The organism is Rhodospira trueperi, assembly GCF_900101965.1.
GTDB classification, from domain to species: domain Bacteria; phylum Pseudomonadota; class Alphaproteobacteria; order Rhodospirillales; family Rhodospirillaceae; genus Rhodospira; species Rhodospira trueperi.
Genome location: NZ_FNAP01000002.1, coordinates 139,300 through 157,300, shown reverse-complemented (window position 1 = coordinate 157,300; position 18,001 = coordinate 139,300). Strand labels below are relative to the sequence as shown.

Genomic DNA, 18,001 nt, shown 5'->3' with positions numbered 1-18,001 from the left:
ATGGGAAGCGGGAACGCCGTGACCATAATGCCGCACCGACGCGACGGCACGACCCCTGTAAGTCCCGGTATAACGAAATTCTCACGGCTTTGGTACCGGAAATCGGTTGCGCCTCTGTTCTGTCAAGGACACATCGAACACGCCGGCTGTTGTGGCCGGTCATTGACCAGGAGCCCCGCCCCGCCATGACCCTGATCGGCCTGACACGGCCCGAACTGACCCGCGTGCTGGATGATATGGGAGAGAAGCCCTTCCGAGGCAAGCAGCTTTGGCATTGGATGTACCACCGCGGCGCTCGGGAATTCTCGGAAATGTCGACGCTTTCCAAGGCGTTGCGGACACGCCTGGAGGCCGACCACAATCTCGCGCGCCCCCAACCCTCGCGGGAGCAAACGTCCGGGGACGGCACGCGAAAGTGGCTTTTCCGCTTTGAGGACGGGCGCGAGGCAGAGGCTGTTTACATCCCGGAGGAGGATCGCGGAGCGGTTTGCCTGTCTTCTCAGGTGGGATGTACCCTGACGTGTCGATTTTGCCACACCGGGACGCAAATGCTGGTTCGTGATCTGACATCCGCCGAGATTGTCGGCCAGTTCATGGCTGCCCGCGACAGTTACGGGGAATGGCCGACGCCGACGGACGAGACTCGGCAACTGTCCAACGTCGTCTTGATGGGCATGGGCGAACCGCTGTTCAATTTCGACGCCGTGGCCCGGGCGGTGGAGATCCTGTCGGACGGGGAGGGCCTGGCGGTGTCGCGCCGGCGCATCACCCTGTCGACCGCCGGCGTGGTGCCGATGATCGAGCGGTGCGGCCGCGAGATGGGCGTGAACTTGGCCGTCAGCCTGCACGCCGCCACCGACGAGGTGCGCTCGGCCATCATGCCGATCAACCGAAAGTACCCGCTGGAGCAGCTGATGGCCGCGCTGCGGGCCTACCCGGGGGTGTCGAACGCCCGGCGCATCACGCTGGAATACGTCATGCTGAAGGGGGTCAATGACTCGCCCGCCGACGCCCAGGCGTTGATCCGACTGGTGCGGGGCTTGCCGTGCAAGTTCAACCTGATCCCGTTCAACCCTTGGCCCGGCGCGCCGTTCGAGTGCTCGTCCATGAACACCATCCGGCGCTTCGCCGATCAACTGGCCGACGCCGGCCTGACCGCGCCCATCCGCATGCCGCGCGGGCGCGACATCCTGGCCGCCTGCGGGCAACTGAAAAGCGCGTCGGAGCGCGAGCGGTTGCAGGGCTACCGCGCCCGGCTGGCACGCCTGGACCCGGAGGCCCGCGCCGCCGCCGAGGCCGAGCACGGGCGGGCGGCTCGGGAGTAGACGGGCGAAGGCCCGGCGACAAGGCGTTGCGAGCCGGTGTCGCCCGGTCAGGCCCTTGTCTTGCCCATCATATCGGTTTGGGACCGCAGCCCCTACATCCGGAAACCGTCCGGCAGGCGGCCGTGGGCATAGTCCCAGTACAGCTCGCGGGCGCGCCGGGCGACGGGGCCGTAGATCAGTTCCCGGTCCTCGAAACGGCGCACCGGCATGACCTTCTGGTGGTTACCGGTGGAGAAGATCTCGTCCGCTTCCAGGAGATCCTCGGGCTCGATCTCGCGCTCCAGCACGACCCCCCCGTCGAGCCGCAGCAACGCCAGCACCCGCTGGCGCGTCACCCCGTTCAGGAAGGTGCCGTTGACGGCCGGCGTGCTGACCACGCCGTCGCGGACCATGAACAGGTTGGCGGTGGCGAACTCGGCCACGTTGCCCCACGGATCGCACAGCACCGCGTTGTCGAAGCCGCGCGCGCTGGCCTCCCGCAGCGCCCGGCCGGCCAGCGGATACAGGCACGACGCCTTGCAGTCCACCGGGGCCTGATCGGGCGCCGGCCGCCGGTAGCTGGACAGGCAGGCGGTGAACCCGCCCGGCTCCTTCATCTGCATCGGGTCCAGGGTCAGCATGAACCGGGTGGTGTCCGGATCCGCCGCGACCCAACCGTCATCGCAGAAAAACACCGGTCGGATATACAGCGCGGCATCCTCCGGGAAGCGCTTGATGCCTTCCCGGGCCAGACGCTCGATCTCGGCCGCGTCCACGGTCGGACGCATGCCCATGCGGATGGCCGAGTCGACGCAGCGCTGGCAATGCCGATCGAGATCGGGCGCGACGCCCTCGAAGGCGCGCGCGCCGTCGAACACGATCGAGGACAGCCATGTGGCATGGGTCAGCGGGCCGAGGATGGGGGGGTTGCCTTCCAGCCACTCGCCATCGACATAGGTCCAGGCCTGGGTCATCGCGCCACACGCTCCTCTTTTCGGGCCAATTCTCGGCATATGCGGATCAGGCGCCCACGCCACCCGGCGCCGGGCAGCGCGCGCCGATCCAGCGTTTGGGTGTAGTATGGGCCACCCCCCATCGGCAAGTGTCGCGGTGGCGGGGATCGTGTTATCGGAAGAGGTATCGGAGGATGGGGCCGTGTGTCATTCGCCGCAAGAGGCCCCGTCGGAAGGACCCTGGGAGCGTGCTCGTGATCCTGTTCGGACACCGTCTCCACCTATTTGTGACCGCCGCCATGCTGGCGTGGGGCCTTGCGCCGTGCGGGTTCGTGCCAGCCGGGGCCGCGGAGACGGCGGAACCGCGCGTGCCTTACGAGGTCGCCTTGCGGGTTCAGACTCCGGACGGTGGGTCGGAGGATGACCTGAAGAGCGGCCTTGAGGCGGCCTCCAGCCTGCGCGCGCTGGCCGGCGATCCGCCGGCGACCCGCTCCGGTCTGCGCCGCCGCCTGGAGTCGGACGTGGCGGCCTTCCGGAAGGTGTTGCGCGCGGACGGATTCTACGACGCCACCGTGTCGGGCTCCATCGGCGAGGGCGCGCCGGCCCAGGTGGCGGTGACGGTGGAACCCGGCCCGCGCTACACCATCGCCGCCACGCGCGTGGTCTACCGGGACGATGCCGGGGCGGAGAGTGACGGCCTGCCCCGCTCGCTGGCCGAGGTCGGCCTGACGGAGGGCCAGCCGGCCCGGGCCGACGCGGTCTTGACGGCCGAACGCGATCTGATTGAGCACTTGCGCGCGCGTGGGCGGCCCTTCGCCGAGGTCGCCGACCGCCGCGTCGCGGTCAACCACGCCCGGCGCACCATGGCGGTGCGCCTGGAGGTGGCAGCCGGCCCGCCGGCCACCTTCGGCCCGGTCCGCTACGAGGGCCTGGAGCGGGTCGAGGCCGGATACCTCGACGGGCACATTCCCTGGCAGCCCGGCGCGGTGTTCGACAGCGGTCGTCTGGATGCCTTCCGCAATGCCGTTCTCGACACCCGACTGTTCGACGCGGTGACCGTGCGTCCGGCCGACGCGCCGGACGCGGACGGGCGCCTGCCGGTGCTGGTGTCGGTGACGGAGGCACCGCCGCGCTCCATCGGCGGCGGGCTGCGCTATGCCACCGACGCCGGGCCTGGCGCGCGGTTGTTCTGGGAACACCGCAACGCCTTCGGTCGTGCCGAGCGCCTGCGGGTGGACCTCGACGCCGCCCTGACCGCGCAATCCCTCAGCCTGGACTTCGACAAACCCCGCTTCCTGCACCCGGATCAGGCGCTGACCGCGTCGGCGTCCATCGAGCGGTCGGATCGGGACGCCTACAGCGGGCTGGAGGTCGAGGTCGGGGCGGGTCTGGACCGGCGCCTGAGCGACACATGGCGCGCCTCCGCCGGCGTGGTGGTGGACTATGCCGACCTGGACGACGACGAGGGGCCGCGTCGCTCATATCTGGTCGGTCTGCCGCTGGGCGCGGCGCGCGACGACACCGACGATCCGCTGAACCCGACCCGGGGCACCCGGCTGACGGCCCAACTCACGCCCTACGCCGGGCAGGCGGGCGACGTCACGCTGGGGTTTGCCGTGGCCAGCCTGGGCGGGTCGGCCTATTGGGCGCCGCTGGAGAGCGACCGGCTGGTCCTGGCCGGGCGCGCCGGCGTCGCCTCCCTGATGGGCGCGGAAACGGAGGACGTTCCCGCCACCCGCCGCCTGTACGCCGGCGGCGGCGGATCGGTGCGCGGCTATGGCCACCAGATGGTCGGCCCGCTGGATGCCGGCGGCGATCCGCTGGGCGGGCGCTCGGCCCTGGACCTGGGGCTGGAGGCGCGCATCAAGATCACCGAGACCATCGGCATCGTTCCCTTCCTTGATGCCGGGATGGTGGGGGACGGCGTCTGGCCCGACCCTGGCGCCGACGACATCCTGTGGGCCGCCGGCCTGGGAGCGCGCTACTACACCGACTTCGGCCCGGTGCGCCTGGACATCGGCGTGCCGCTCAACCCGCGCGACGAGGACGACCTGTTCCAGGTCTACATCAGCCTGGGACAAGCGTTTTGAGGTCGGCCTGGGCCTCGGACAGGCGCTCCAGGGCGATCCCGATCAGGCGATCATCGAACAGGCGCATCTTGCGCCGGGCCGAGTCCCCGCCCCCGGGCCAGTCGGCCAGCGCCGCGCGGATCCCGTCGGCCGTGGCCGGCGCGTCGCGTCGATCAATCAGCCAGTCCACCGTCGCCAGAAGCTCCAGCCCCAGCGGGGATTCGAAGCCGTCCACCAGGCGCGATGTTGCATTCAGGGCCGGAAGCCAGTCCTTGCCGTCCGATCCCAGGTAGGCCGCGACGTGGTCCCGCCGGCTGTCCTCGAACCAGATCGCATCCCAGGGTCCGGCGTCCGCCAGTCGTTTGCCGCAATGCAGGTAGCTGCCGTCGAGGCCGTCCAGAAGATGCGTCAGGCGTGGCGCGAACGGACCATACCGGTCGGCCTGAAACCGCAGGTCCAGGGTATTGCGCAAGGCCAGTGCCCGGATGTACCGCTCCAGGAAATAGGCCAGTTTCTGGATCTCGAGGATGGAGCACTCGAACCCCATGACCTCGTAGCGACGCACGAGTTCCACGATCATCGCCCGGGCCGGCGTGAGTGTTTCGACCCCCGACCGCTTCATCACGTTCTGGTATCGTTGCGTGGGCTCGAAGACCAGGACATCGACATCCGGAACGGCGCCGAGAGACCGTTCGATCAGCGGACGGACCTCGGTCCAGTCGAGGCCGCCGTTGCCGCTGCCTAGGGGCGGCAGCGCGATGGAGCCGATTCCCTTGTCGCGGATGACGCGGACAAGGTCGTCAAGGCCCTGCTCGATCCATTCGATCCGGGACGGATGGCGCCAGTGTCGCTTGGTCGGGAAATTGATGATCCACTTCGGACCGATCAGGGCGGCTCGTTCGGTCACGAACACCCGCCCCGTCTCGATCCCGTTGTTCTTGCAGGCTTTTTCGTAGGCGCGGAAGTTCTCCGGGAAGGCCTCCTTGAACATCAAGGCGATGCCCTTGCCCATCACCCCCACCGTGTTGACGGTGTTGACGAGGGCCTCGGCATCGGCGTCGAGCAAGTTGCCGGTGGTGAAGCGGATCATGGGAAGTACCACCCTGGCCGCGTGGCGACGGTCATCGACAGGCCGTGTTCGTCAAGGAGCCCGGTGACGAACGCTTTCGCATCATCATCGAAACACACCCAGCCGCGCAACCCGTTCGCTGGAAGGTGCCGATGGATCAAGGCCTCGGCCTGATAGCGCTCGAACTTCTCCGGGTTTTCCGGGTCCCGTCGGAAGTCACTGGCCTGCAATGCCGCCCAATCCAGGGATTGAAGACCGTCCAAGCCGCTCGAAAACGAGGCCGTGGCAAGGTATGCATGGCGATCCGACACCACGAACGGAATGGCACGGTCGAGGAGATCGTGGAGACAGGCAACCGCGACAACGATCTCAGCATTGGCACGCTTGCGGATTCCCCTGTGCCCGGTCCTGATGTTGTAGAGCATCGGGCTGCGCGGTGTGAAATAGAACGGAATGTAGTCACCCAAGACACCACAGGGCGGAATCGGGATGGGCATGTCGCGCCGGTGTTCAATCAGATCGGGGTTGCCGATGGGGACAAAACCAGGGTCAGCCAACGCGCTGTTGCGGCAGTGAAACCCGTTCGCGACCGTCCACGCCACGTTGTCACGGTGCATGATCCGGAAGATGAGCGCCCGTTCGGGTGTCAAGGAAAGCAACGATCATGCTCCAATTGAAGCCCGAACCACCCCCTCCCCCAGGGCCGCCGCCATCAGGGCCTTGGTATAGTCCTCGCGCGGCGCGTCCAGGATCTCGGCGGCCGGGCCGGCCTCGACCACCACGCCGTCTTTCATCACCAGGATGTCGTCGGCCAGCGCCCGCACCACGCGCAAATCATGGCTGATGAACAGGTATCCTAGCCGGTGGCGGTCCTGGATGTCGCGCAGCAGATCGACGATCTGCGCCTGCACCGACACATCCAGCGCGCTGGTGGGCTCGTCCAGCACCAGGAAGCGCGGTTTCAGGGCCAGCGCCCGGGCGATGGCCACGCGCTGGCGCTGGCCGCCGGAGAACTCGTGCGGGTAGCGATGGCGGGTGTCGGGGTCCAGCCCCACTTCCCGCAACGCCTCGATCACCACGGCCTCGCGCGTGGCCTTGTCGCCGACGCGGTGGACTTCCAGCCCCTCGCCGACAATCTGGCCGATGGACAGGCGCGGACTGAGCGAACCGAAGGGATCCTGGAACACGATCTGCATCCGCCGGCGCAGCGGACGCAGGGCGCCCGACTTCACGCCGTCGATGCGCCCGCCCTCGAAGGTCACCGGGCCGTCCGAAGAGATCAGGCGCAACAACGCGAGCCCCAGCGTGGTCTTGCCGGAGCCGCTTTCGCCCACCACACCGACGGTGTGGCCCTCCTTCACGCTCAGGGTGACGCCGTCCACGGCCTTCACATGACCGACGGTGCGCCGGATCACGCCCTTCTTGATGGGGAAGTGGACCTTCAGGCCGGCGGTCTCCATCACCGTGGCCGCGCCCTGCGGCGGCGGCCGGGGCGCGCCCTTGGGCTCGGCGGCCATCAGAGCGCGGGTGTAGGGGTGTTCCGGCCGGGCGAACAGGTCGGCGACGGGGCCGGTCTCCACGATCTCGCCGTCCTTCATCACGCACACCCGGTCGGCGATGCGCCGCACGATGGACAGATCGTGGGTGATGAACAGCATGGCCATGCCGAAGCGGTCGCGCAGGTCCGCCAGCAGATCGAGGATCTGCGCCTGGATGGTGACGTCCAGCGCCGTCGTCGGCTCGTCGGCGATCAGCAGGTCGGGCTCGTTGGCCAGCGCCATGGCGATCATCACCCGCTGGCGCTGCCCACCCGAGAGTTCATGCGGCAAAGCGCCGAGCCGATCCGCCGCCTCCGACAGCCCCACCAGCGATAGCAGCTCCAGGATCCGTGCCCGCGCCGCCTGTCCCGTCAGGCCCTTGTGCACGGCCAGGATTTCCCCGATCTGCTTTTCGATGGAATGCAGCGGGTTGAGCGAGGTCATGGGCTCCTGGAAGATCATGGCCACGGTCTCGCCGCGCATCTTGCGCAGCGTGGCGTCCGGCGCGGTCATCATCTCGGTGCCCGCCAGCCGGATCGATCCGGACGGATGACGCGCCAGCGGATACGGCAGCAGGCGCGCCACCGACAGCGCGGAGACCGACTTGCCAGAGCCGCTCTCGCCCACCAGGGCCAGGGTCTCGCCCCGGCGGATGGAGAACGACACGCCCCGCACAGCCTCCACCGCGCGCGGCGGGCGGCCGAAGGTCACCGACAGGTCGTTCACCTCCAGGACCGTCTCGCCCGCCATCTCAGACCACCCCCTTGCGCGGGTCGAAGGCGTCGCGCACCGCCTCGCCGACGAACACCAGCAGGCTGAGCATAACGGCGATTACCATGAAACTGGCGATGCCCAGCCACGGCGCCTGAAGGTTGTCCTTGCCCTGACGCAGCAGTTCGCCCAGCGACGGCGAACCGGGCGGCAGCCCCAGCCCCAGGAAATCAAGGGAGGTCAGCGCCACCAGCGACCCGGCCAGAATGAACGGCAGGAAGGTCAGGGTGGCGACCATGGCGTTGGGCAGCACGTGCTTGACCATAACGAGGCCGTCGGACATGCCCAGCGCCTTGGCGGCCCGCACATAGTCGAAGTTGCGGGCGCGCAGGAACTCGGCCCGGACCACGCCCACCAGCGCCGTCCACGAGAACAGCATCAGCACGATCAGCAGGGTCCAGAACCCCGGCACCAGCACCGACGAGACGATGATGAGAATGAACAACTGCGGCAGCCCGGACCAGATCTCGATGAACCGCTGGAAGAACAGGTCCAGCAGACCGCCGAAATAGCCCTGCACCGCCCCGGCCGCCACGCCGATCACCGACGACAAAGCGGTCAGCGCCAGCCCGAACAGCACCGACAGCCGAAAGCCGTAGATCAGCCGGGCCACCACGTCGCGGCCCTGGTCGTCGGTGCCCAGCCAGTTCTCGGCGCTGGGCGGCGCGGGGGCCGGCACCGGCAGGTCCTGGTTGACGGTCTGGTAGGAAAACCGCACCGGCGGCCAGACCATGAACCCCTTCTCGTTGATCAGGTCGGCCACGAAGGGGTCGCGGTAGGCCGCCGGGGTCGGGAAATCGCCGCCGAAGGTGGTCTCGGGGTAGTCCGCCAGCACGGGGACATACGGCGCGCCATCGTACCAGACGAACACGGGCCGGTCGTTGGCGATGACCTCCGCGAACAGGCTGAGCACGAACAGCACCAGGAAGATCCACAGCGACCAGAATCCCCGCCGGTTGGCGCGGAAGTTGGCCAGCCGCCGCCGCCAGATGGGGTTCAACCCGCGCCGGGGGGGCGCCTCGCCCGTGGTCCCGGCATCGGAGGCGGAAAGAGCGCCGCTGTCGGTCATGTGCGTTCGGATCCGTTCCCTTGTGAGGCCGTTCCGATCACCCTAACGCATTTGCGCATCCATTTCCCGGCTTCTGGCGCGCCCACGCGAGGCGCCGTTTCCCGCCGTCCGATCCGAACGGCGACGAGAGAGGGTGACGGCCTGTCCAGGGGGACCGTGATCCGAGGACACGGGCGCCGTCGGAGCCGTGGCCGCGCAATCGGCATCGCCTCAAGGGGAGCGTCAGGCGATCTGGGCGTCCGGGTCACCGTCCGCCGCCGGCTCGCTGTCGCCACCGCCGCCGCTGCCCGTCGCGGCGCTGCCGCGCCGCGAGGTCCGGCGCGGCCGGCGCGGGGGACGGGGCGCTTCGCCTTCGCCCTCTGTCCCCGTGGCGGACGCATTCTGGTCGCTGTCGCCGCCTGATGCGTTTGCGTCGGTGTCTTCGGTGTGGCGCGGCTCACGGTCACGGGTGACCCGGCCGTCGCGGCGCGAAGAGCGCCGTCGCGAGGAGGTTCCGCGATCCTCGGTCCATCGGTCAGCGTCGCTGTCGGCGTCGGACTCGCTGCCGTCGCCCTCGGCTTGGCGGGACGAACTCTCGGCCGACGCGTCGGCCTCGAAACCAGTCTGTGTCCCCCGACCGTCCTCATCCCGGTCAGCGCCGTTGCCCGACCGGCCGCGTCCGGACCCCCGGCCCATCGCCTCCGGGGCCTCGGTTTCGCCGGACGGTTCCGAGTCATCGTTGCCACCGCCAGCTCCGTATCCGGTCTGGCGCGGTTGCGGCGCGCCGCCCGGACGCGCGCCATCCGTCTGGCCGGTCAGGGCCATGTAGACCCGGTAGTAGTGATCGGCATGCTGAAGGTAGTTCTCGGACAGCACCCGGTCGCCCTGGGAACTCGTATCGCGGGCCATCGTGGTGTATTTCTCGACAAGCTGCATGGCGTTGCCGCGCAGCCGGACGCCCGGCCCATTGCTGTCGAAAGTCTGGTTCCGGTTCGGCGGCCGCTTGCCGCCACTGCCGCCGCCGCCGACGCGGCCACGGGGACGTCCCCTGGTGTTCGAGCCTTGTTTCATGGTCCCGTCTGTTCAAATGGAGAAACGGTTTACACTGCACCGCGATGGGTGAAAATGCCGGATCAGGGTTCCTCGCGCGCCTGCCCCGTGGAGCGTGGGCGACGGTACGCCCCCAACCCGAGCGGACGGTTCGCGCGGCGACGCGCCCGCTGGCGGAAGGCCCCCGTAAACAGGCGACCAAGGCTTCGCTGGGCGTTTGCCGTTGCGGTCCCTCGGGGCGTTTCGGTCGAAAAGGTCCCTAAGGGGCGTTATGTCTCTCAAGGGAGAGACGCGCTCGCGGCGCCGCAATGATCCATCCGGATCCAAGCCGGCCCCGCGGAGGGCTTGCCGTCGGCCGATGTCCAACGCTGCCCGAGCCCGATCTCGACCCCGGGGGCGCGGGCGGGCCTCAAGTGCCGAACCGGCGTGCGAAGAGACCGTAGGGCCCCCGGCGCCTCTTTCCAAGCTCTTTTTTCAACCGTCGGCACGATTTTTCGCATCCGCAACGGCGGTGACGCAGCGGGCCACGCCCCCCAGGTCGGGAACCGTCTCCGCCGGGCCGAGCCCGGCGGCGCCCATCAGGGCGGCGACCGCTTCGGCCTGTCCGGCGCCGACCTCCAGCGCCAGACGGCCGCCTGGGGCCAGTCGCGCCGCCGCCAGCGGGATGAGGCGGCGATAGGCCGCCAGCCCGTCGGCGCCGCCATCCAGCGCCACGGCGGGATCGTGGTCCCGCACCTCGGGCTCGAGCCCGACCAGATCGGCGGTCGCGATATAGGGGGGATTGGACACGATGACATCGAACGAACCGGGCCAGGCGAGAAATCCGTCGCTCCAGTCGGCGACCACGAAGAGAGCGCGGGTCTCCAGGCCGTGGGCGGCGGCGTTGGCGCTGGCCGTCTCCACGGCGCCCGGGGCGATATCCACGCCGATGCCGGTCGCACGCGGCACCTCGGACAGCAGCGCCAGCAGGATCGCGCCGGTGCCGGTGCCCAGATCGAGCAGGGTCAGCGGCGCGGCCCGGTCGGGCAGTCGGTCGAGCACCGCCGAAACCACCGTCTCCGTATCGGGACGTGGCTCCAGCGTGTCCGGCCCCACGGCGAGGTCGAGCGTCCAGAAGCCGCGCGTCCCCAAGATCCGGCCCACCGGCTCGCGCGCGGCACGGCGAGCGACCAGCGCATCAAGGCGGACGGCGGCGTCCGCCGGAATGGGGTCGCCCAGACGCACCCCAAGCGCCGCTGGGCCGGACAGCCCCAGCACGTGCGCCGCCAGGACCCGGGCATCCAGGCGGGGTTCCGGAACGCCGGCGGCGGCAAGGCGCTCGGCGGCACGGGTGAGGGCAACGGCAAGGGTGGAGCCTATCGGCGATGGATCAGCCGGGGTCACTCGTTCAGCGCTCCGTTCGGATCGACGGACGGGCAGGGTCATCCCGCCGCGCGGTTGGCCTCGAACGCAGGCCGGGTCTCCATCATGATCGGAAAGGAGACCACCGACAGCACGCTCTCCAGCCCCAACATCCAGCCCCAAGGCCTCATCGTTCCGCTACGCTTCGGGACCCCCGCGCCCTGCCATGGGGTGGTCGCGCGGCCACGCTAGCGCATCGGTGGGCGCTGTCAATCGGAGCGCTGTCCGCCCAGCAAGTCTCAGGATGGAGGGAGAACACCGGTTGCGGCCGGTGCCGGCCTGTTCTCCTCCCCCCTTCGGCTCTCATATTCACTCTTCCTCCCGCCGAAGCGGCGACTCTTCGCTCGCGCGACACTGTGACTCGTCATTGCGAACCCCTCAGGAATCCCCTCATTTCGGAAAAGGGCCGCAAAATCAATGGGTTTCACGACATCGGCCTGCGCGATACCCTGTTGATTGAATTGCATATTTAAGAAATGAGGGGATTCCTGAGGGCGAACCCTCGTCGCAAGACGAGGGTGAAGCCATCCAGGGCACAAAACGCAAGTATCCGCCCTGGATTGCCCCATGTTTTAATTTGCGCTGCGCTCCTCGCAATGACGAGCAGGAGTAAAGTTGTGTGAATGCGATAGCCCTATCCAGGGGAGGGCGTTGGGGTCGCGCCTGGGACTCACAGCCGTTCCCTTCGGAGGCCGTGCGGCCAAACTGAGAATTGCTGCTGTCCGCCGGGTCATCCGGGATGTCGGGAGGGGGACGACCGGATCGCCGAGGGGACACCCATCCCAAGGGGGTGTTCCACGCCGGTCTATATCGAGATCTGCCTCGTGACCTCGGGGACTCGTGGACGCGAGCGGCCCGTTCCGGTACCCTACGCTGGCCCCGGATGCGGCGGGCCGGCTGCGTGCATGGGCAAAGCAGGATTGTACCGGCTCGGCGCGGGACCCATATGCTGTTGCGGCAACACCGGGAACTGGATGGAAGAGGCGCTTCGGTGCGAGGGAAATCCATTGAAGCAGCGTGGCGCGGACAAGCGGAGTGCCGGAATTGCGGGATCCGTGACCTCGCCTTGTTCTCCGACCTTCGGGAACCGGACTTCGCCCATATCCATCTGCCCATCGAAGAAATCCAGTTCGAGCCGGGATCGGCGCTGTATCACGTCGGTGATCCGGGGCAGGCGGTGTTTACGGTGCGCACCGGACTGGTCAAGTTGGTGCGGTATCTGGCCGATGGCAGCCAGCGGATTGTCCGGCTTCTGCGGCCCGGCGACACGGCCGGGCTGGAGGCCGTGCTGGGCCAGGAGTACGAGCACACCGCCATCGCCCTGCGCGGTGCTCTCACCTGCCGTATCCCTCGCGAGGTGGTGACCCGGCTGTCCGAGGAAACCCCGCGCATGCACGCCCAGTTGATGCAGCGCTGGCAACAATCGGTGCGTCAGGCCGACGCGTGGTTGACCAGCCTGTCCACCGGCGGCGCCAAGGCCCGCGTGGCGCGTCTGATCCTGTTGCTGATGGAAGGGACCGGCGACACCGAGTGTGCCCTGTTCGGACGCGAGGACATGGGCGCCATGCTCGGTGTGACCACCGAGACGGCGAGCCGCATCGTCGCCGAGTTCCGCCGAGAGGGTATTCTATCGGAACGGGGACCGAACCTGTATGCCTGCGACGTCGCATCGCTGCAGCGCATTTCCGGTGGCTGAGCCATCTCGGTCACGACTCACGAACGGACCTCCTTTTCATGCCGAACCTCGACCACATCGACGACACCGTGCTGGCGCTGTTGCTGCTCGGTCTCCACAACGGAGACCGAGTCTGGAAGGGCATGGACTGGGACGCCATGGAGCGCCTTCACGAGAAGGGCTTGATCACCAACCCGGTCGGCACGGCGAAGTCCGTGGCATTCACCCCCGAGGGCCGGAAACGGGCCGAAGAGCTGTTTGACGCCTTGTTCGGCGATGACGCGCCCGGTGACGGACCCGCTGAAAAATGACAGCTTCGGCACGGGGGCAAGGACCTCGCCTCGACCCGGTCAACATCGGCTGCAACGCCCTGTTCGCGCTGCTGCTGATGATTCCGACGGTGGCGATCCTGATCCTGCTGGCCGTCGCTGTGGCCAGCGTGCCGGTGCTGGTGGTGCTGTTCCCGATCACCCTGACCGTGGCCGCGCTGGCGTTGAGCGTGCTGTACTGGCGCCATCGGCGGGCGCGGCGGCGTTCTCCTGACGGATCCTGAGAGGGCGCGCCGGAACCGGGCCAACGATTGAGCGGGATGCTATTGAGGCAGGGGATCTGTTCCGCCCGTCTGACCGCAAGGAGCCCCGTCCCATGCCGCTCGACGTCAATCCGCCGGTCGTCAACGATCTGTCCGCGTTCTGGATGCCGTTCACGGCCAACCGCCAGTTCAAGGGCGCGCCGCGCCTGCTGGTGGCGGCGGAGGGCATGCACTACACCGGTCACGACGGACGCCAGATCCTGGACGGCACAGCCGGCCTGTGGTGTGTGAACGCCGGCCACGGCCGGACGGAGATTGTCGAGGCCATCCGTGCCATGGCCGGTCAACTGGACTACGCTCCGGCGTTCCAGATGGGCCATCCGCTGGTGTTCGACCTCGCCAACCGGCTGGTGCGGGTGATGCCCGAGGGCATCGACCATGTGTTTTTCACCAACTCTGGCTCCGAGGCCGTCGAGACCGCCCTGAAGATCGCCATCGCGTATCACAAGGCCCGGGGCGAAGGCGGCCGCACCCGCCTGATCGGGCGCGAGCGCGGCTATCACGGCGTCAACTTCGGCGGCATCTCGGTCGGCGGCATCGTCAACAACCGCCGTTTCTTCGGCGGTCTGCTCAGCGGCGTGGACCACCTGCCGCACACCCACCTTCCGGAGATGAACGCCTTCTCGCGCGGCCAGCCGGAGCACGGCGCCCATCTGGCCGACGACCTGGAACGGCTGGTGGCGCTGCACGGGCCGGAGACCATCGCCGCCGTCATCGTCGAGCCCATGGCCGGGTCAACCGGCGTGCTGATGCCGCCCAAGGGGTATCTGGAGCGGCTGCGCGAGATCACCGCCAAACACGGCATCCTGCTGATCTTCGATGAGGTCATCACCGCCTTCGGCCGCCTGGGCAGCGCCACCGCCGCCGAACACTTCGGCATCACGCCGGACATCATCACCACCGCCAAGGGGCTCAACAACGCCGCCGTGCCGATGGGCGCCACGTTCGTGACCGGCGCGATTTACGACGCCTTCATGAACGGCCCCGAGCACCTGATCGAGTTGTTCCACGGCTATACCTACTCGGGGCACCCGCTGGCCTGCGCCGCGGGCATCGCCACCCAGGAGATCTACCAGCGCGAGGGCCTGCTGATCCGCGCCCGCGACCTGGAAAACACCTGGGCCGACGCCGTGTTCGCGCTGAAGGGCCTGCCGCACGTCATCGATCTGCGCACCATGGGCCTGATCGCCGGCATCGAACTGGAACCGCGCTCCGACGAACCCGGCAAGCGCGCCTTCGAGGTGTTCCTGAAGTGCTACGAGAAGGGCGTTCTCATCCGCGTGACCGGCGACATCATCGCGCTGTCGCCGCCGCTGATCATCGAACCCGGCCAGATCGACCGGTTGCTCACCACGGTCGGCGAGGCGATTCGGGAAGTGGGGTGATGGGGCCCGCCGTTGACGTCCGCTCCGATGGCACCGCCCCGCCCATCGGCGCCGCGCCAAACAAGAGAAGCGCAGACAGGGAGCACGCATTGCAGAGGCGCGCCCCCTGAAAGCGGCCGGCGCATTCCTTTTCATCCGAGGCCGCGGCGATCCCATCAAAGTCTCGGCATCATCGGGGTGCCGAAGTGCCCCCGAGCGGGACGAGACGTTTCTATTGTCGCGTGGCCTCAGAACCCGACCCGGTCGCCGCCCTTGAGGGCCAGCATCGCCCGCGCCTGCTCCGGCGTGGCGACCGGGCGGCCCAGGCCCTCCAGCACCTGACGGATGCGGCGCACTTGCTGGGCATTGCTCTCGGCCAACACGCCCTTTTCCAGAAACAGGTTGTCCTCCAGGCCGACGCGGACGTTGCCGCCCATGGCCGCCGCCATGGTCGCCAGCGGGACCTGATGCCGGCCCACACCCAGCACCGAGAATTGGTAGTCCGCCCCGAACAGCTTGTCCGCCGTGCGCTTCAGCGTCATCAGGTTGTCCGGGTCGGCCCCGATGCCGCCGAGAATTCCCAGACAGAATTGCAGGAACAGGGGCGGCCTGGCGATGCCCCGGTCGACGAAGTGCGCCAGCGCGTACAGGTGGCCCATGTCGTAGCACTCATACTCGAACCGGGTGCCGCGCGCATCGGCCAGCTCGGCGTGCAAGGCCTCGATATCGGCAAAGGTATTCTTGAACACGAAATCGCGGCTGGCCTCAAGGAATTCGGGCTCCCAGTCGTGCTGCCACACCGCCCACCGGTCCAGCGCCTGGAACAGCCCGAAGTTCATGGTGCCCATATTGCACGAGGCCATCTCTGGCGCAGCGCGGGCGGCCGCCTGCATGCGTTGCTCCACCGTCATCGGCATGCCGCCGCCGGTGGAGATGTTCACCACCGCGTCCGTGGCCTGCTTGATGCGCGGCAGGAAGCGCATGAACACGTCCGGATCGGGAGAGGGCCGCCCGGTCTGGGGGTCGCGCGCGTGCAGGTGGAGGATGGCCGCCCCCGCCTCCGCCGCCTCAATCGCCTGCTCGGCGATCTGGTCCGGCGTGATGGGCAGATGCGGGCTCATGGTCGGCGTGTGAACCGAGCCCGTGACGGCGCAGGTGATGATGACGGGATCGGGCATGGTTGCCCACACCTCCTTGTAGGGTGCGCCCGACCGCCGCGTTGGCGGCCGGCAGCGCACCGATTGAATTCGGGCCGGGGGTCCGAGCGCTACACCCACATTTCCATGCGAAGACCTTTATCATCGCGCTCCTCCGCGCCGGAGATGCCCTTGGCCTCACCCGCATGAATCCGGAGCGCAGTCCAGCACGCGGCCGCCGCGTCCAGGATGTCGTCTTTTTGGACCCCTGATGGCCTTTCACCGAAGGCGTTCGTGATTGCGGTCAGCCCATGGGCCACCAAACAGGCCAAACGTTCCTCGCGGCCCGCGCTCTTACTTTTGTTGTGCCGCATCGGGTGGCCCCCAGCCATCTTCCAGAAACACAGTTCCGGATGGATCTCCCACACCCGATCTTCCAACTCGGGAGACATTAAGTCGTCGATTTCTCGGATCTTGGGGACGATCCCGAAGCACTGGCTGGAAATACCGATGTTCGCCGGTGAACTTGCCCTGTTCGCCGCACAGGCCGCCGCATAGTCTCGTTGGTTAATCGCACCCCGAACCGGCGGTGGAAACACGCTGCTCGCCCGTGGGGCGCGCAAGGTGGCCCTGGCTTTCTGGTCACACGTTCGGCTGCCTCTGCGTGCGGCGGACAGAAGGCCAATCGGCACATCGATGGCGATAATCTGGGGGGCATCGGCGCCGCAGAGCACCTCGGAAAAGCGATCAACCCGTTTCCAGCGCAGGTCTTCGGGGCAGGCCGTGTCCGTCAGAACCACGAACCACCCCGTTCTACAGCCATCAACACCAGCCACGACCGCCATTCAGCCTCTCCGGCGCCAAGCCTCGGGCGTCCCGACCACAGTAGCCCCGACGCCACATGGGCCATTCGTTTGGTTTCCGGAAACGGTCTTCATCAAGAGGCGAGTTCCTGCAAGACCCCATCGTAAACGTCATCAACCTTCATGACGTTATAACGCACGAGGTCATAGAAATAATCCGGAATGTGCTTGGCCTCTCCGGACGCCTCTCGAGTTTGCTCCGAAAACAAAACACTCTCACGTCCTTCAGATATAATATAATGAATAACGTCTTCCAGGTGGAAGCGATCCACAATATCGCCGCGATGGTTTGTTACGCTCAATGAATGAACATAAGAATCGTCCCATTTGTGTTGTAAAATAGAAATCGAAGAGCTGGAGAAATCCGTGACGAACTCTCCTTCGTTGACGCTTTCACGCCAGTGAACTCGCCCTTCCACAGTCCTGTTGATTAGGCTGGCGACGAGACGTGCCTTCTTTTCCGAGTCAACCAGTGCCATTGTCTTGCTCCTGTCGTCCCGCTGCTTCCAGGTCCCGCAGGAACCCGCGAAGGTTCGAAAACACCTCATGGAACCTGTAATACTTCTGTTTCTCCACGTCTCGCGAGGCGTCGGCATTCGGGTCCAACGGCTCCGCGAAATCTCGTCCCAACAGGTCACGGTGGATCTCGCTCAGGTCGTTGACATACCCCTGGATTTCCCGGCGATCCTCAACACTCCTCACATGGGGTCCATGACGCAGGCGGTCCAGGAATTCAATGAGCCAATCCAGCTTGTCCGGCACCGCATGACGCTTGTTCGAGGTGTACAGCGTGATCAGGTCGCCCACCTTACCGATGGCCACCTCGATCCCGACCGTTTCCTGATGACGCACCATCGCGTCGGCGGCGGCGCGGGCGGCGTCCTTGGCCTGGACCGCGGCACTTCGGGCGCGGGTGGCCATCACGATGGACCACACCAGCCCGCCAAGCGTCAGAATCAGCCCGACAACGCCGATCCAGTCACTGGCCCACGGCAACACCGCAACCCAACTGAATATCTCCATCTCACCGCCAACTGTAGGCGTGGACTCCGGCATGGGCAAGCGACTCCGCTGCACGGAATGGGAACGAGACGGCGCGCATCATACCTTTACCGTCAGCGCGGTGCCAGTCCGCACGGAGCCATCCTCAACGCCCTCCACCTGCCTC

Annotated in this window: 17 protein-coding genes; 6 read left to right on the top strand and 11 right to left on the bottom strand. The window is 67.4% G+C overall.

The features are described from left to right. Nucleotides 1-185: 185 nt before the first annotated feature. The gene (rlmN, locus tag BLS85_RS04055; RefSeq protein ID WP_092782533.1) at nt 186-1,325 is read left to right on the top strand and encodes a dual-specificity RNA methyltransferase RlmN; all 1,140 of its coding nucleotides are present in this window, start codon (nt 186-188) and stop codon (nt 1,323-1,325) included. A 92-nt stretch (nt 1,326-1,417) separates the two neighbouring features. Here the strand turns inward: rlmN and BLS85_RS04050 are convergent, their stop codons facing one another. Further along, nucleotides 1,418-2,278, bottom strand: coding sequence for a branched-chain amino acid aminotransferase (locus tag BLS85_RS04050; protein WP_092783190.1), 861 nt, complete (start codon nt 2,276-2,278; stop codon nt 1,418-1,420). A gap of 227 nt (nt 2,279-2,505) precedes the next feature. Here BLS85_RS04050 and BLS85_RS04045 point away from each other — a divergent pair, with 227 nt between their 5' ends. Beyond that, entirely contained in the window at nt 2,506-4,347 is a 1,842-nt protein-coding gene (locus BLS85_RS04045; RefSeq protein WP_218128288.1) for an autotransporter assembly complex protein TamA, read from the top strand. Here the strand turns inward: BLS85_RS04045 and darG are convergent. The 6 genes from darG to prmC form a co-directional block, all read right to left on the bottom strand. After that, the gene (gene darG, locus BLS85_RS04040; RefSeq protein ID WP_092782528.1) at nt 4,325-5,416 is read right to left on the bottom strand and encodes a type II toxin-antitoxin system antitoxin DNA ADP-ribosyl glycohydrolase DarG; all 1,092 of its coding nucleotides are present in this window, start codon (nt 5,414-5,416) and stop codon (nt 4,325-4,327) included. The two genes, BLS85_RS04045 and darG, sit on opposite strands and share 23 nt — an antisense overlap. Further along, entirely contained in the window at nt 5,413-6,012 is a 600-nt protein-coding gene (darT, locus tag BLS85_RS04035) for a type II toxin-antitoxin system toxin DNA ADP-ribosyl transferase DarT (protein WP_092783187.1), read from the bottom strand. The genes darG and darT overlap by 4 nt, the downstream gene beginning before the upstream one ends. Before the next feature lie 45 nt (nt 6,013-6,057). After that, a complete protein-coding gene (locus BLS85_RS04030; RefSeq protein ID WP_092782525.1) occupies nt 6,058-7,683 on the bottom strand; it encodes an ABC transporter ATP-binding protein in 1,626 nt (541 codons plus the stop codon). A 1-nt stretch (nt 7,684) separates the two neighbouring features. Then, the gene (locus tag BLS85_RS04025; protein WP_092782522.1) at nt 7,685-8,773 is read right to left on the bottom strand and encodes an ABC transporter permease; all 1,089 of its coding nucleotides are present in this window, start codon (nt 8,771-8,773) and stop codon (nt 7,685-7,687) included. A gap of 222 nt (nt 8,774-8,995) precedes the next feature. Beyond that, the gene (locus BLS85_RS04020) at nt 8,996-9,823 is read right to left on the bottom strand and encodes a DUF4167 domain-containing protein (protein WP_092782519.1); all 828 of its coding nucleotides are present in this window, start codon (nt 9,821-9,823) and stop codon (nt 8,996-8,998) included. 453 nt (nt 9,824-10,276) lie between these two features. After that, nucleotides 10,277-11,185, bottom strand: a complete 909-nt coding sequence (gene prmC, locus BLS85_RS04015) for a peptide chain release factor N(5)-glutamine methyltransferase (RefSeq protein ID WP_245699066.1) — start codon at nt 11,183-11,185, stop codon at nt 10,277-10,279. Nucleotides 11,186-12,269: 1,084 nt separating this feature from the next. On the opposite strand from prmC, the gene BLS85_RS04010 reads away from it, so the two are divergent. The 4 genes from BLS85_RS04010 to aptA all read left to right on the top strand — a co-directional run bounded on the left by BLS85_RS04010 (nt 12,270) and on the right by aptA (nt 14,855). Further along, the gene (locus tag BLS85_RS04010; RefSeq protein ID WP_342729027.1) at nt 12,270-12,899 is read left to right on the top strand and encodes a Crp/Fnr family transcriptional regulator; all 630 of its coding nucleotides are present in this window, start codon (nt 12,270-12,272) and stop codon (nt 12,897-12,899) included. A 38-nt stretch (nt 12,900-12,937) separates the two neighbouring features. Continuing rightward, a complete protein-coding gene (locus BLS85_RS04005) occupies nt 12,938-13,189 on the top strand; it encodes a DUF6429 family protein (RefSeq protein ID WP_092782509.1) in 252 nt (83 codons plus the stop codon). Next, nucleotides 13,186-13,431, top strand: a complete 246-nt coding sequence (locus BLS85_RS04000) for a hypothetical protein (protein WP_092782506.1) — start codon at nt 13,186-13,188, stop codon at nt 13,429-13,431. Before BLS85_RS04005 ends, BLS85_RS04000 begins: the two co-directional genes overlap by 4 nt. 92 nt (nt 13,432-13,523) lie before the next feature. Then, nucleotides 13,524-14,855, top strand: a complete 1,332-nt coding sequence (gene aptA, locus BLS85_RS03995; RefSeq protein ID WP_092782503.1) for an omega-aminotransferase AptA — start codon at nt 13,524-13,526, stop codon at nt 14,853-14,855. A 227-nt stretch (nt 14,856-15,082) separates the two neighbouring features. On the opposite strand, the gene kce is transcribed toward aptA, so the two are convergent. The 4 genes from kce to BLS85_RS03980 form a co-directional block, all read right to left on the bottom strand. After that, nucleotides 15,083-16,012, bottom strand: coding sequence for a 3,5-dioxohexanoate:acetyl-CoA acetone transferase (kce, locus tag BLS85_RS03990; protein WP_092782501.1), 930 nt, complete (start codon nt 16,010-16,012; stop codon nt 15,083-15,085). Nucleotides 16,013-16,101: 89 nt separating this feature from the next. After that, nucleotides 16,102-16,815, bottom strand: coding sequence for a DUF429 domain-containing protein (locus tag BLS85_RS03985; RefSeq protein ID WP_092782498.1), 714 nt, complete (start codon nt 16,813-16,815; stop codon nt 16,102-16,104). A gap of 92 nt (nt 16,816-16,907) precedes the next feature. After that, entirely contained in the window at nt 16,908-17,312 is a 405-nt protein-coding gene (locus BLS85_RS18610) for a hypothetical protein (RefSeq protein ID WP_143027082.1), read from the bottom strand. Beyond that, nucleotides 17,299-17,889, bottom strand: a complete 591-nt coding sequence (locus tag BLS85_RS03980; protein WP_143027081.1) for a hypothetical protein — start codon at nt 17,887-17,889, stop codon at nt 17,299-17,301. The genes BLS85_RS18610 and BLS85_RS03980 overlap by 14 nt, the downstream gene beginning before the upstream one ends. Between the last annotated feature and the right edge of the window lie 112 nt (nt 17,890-18,001).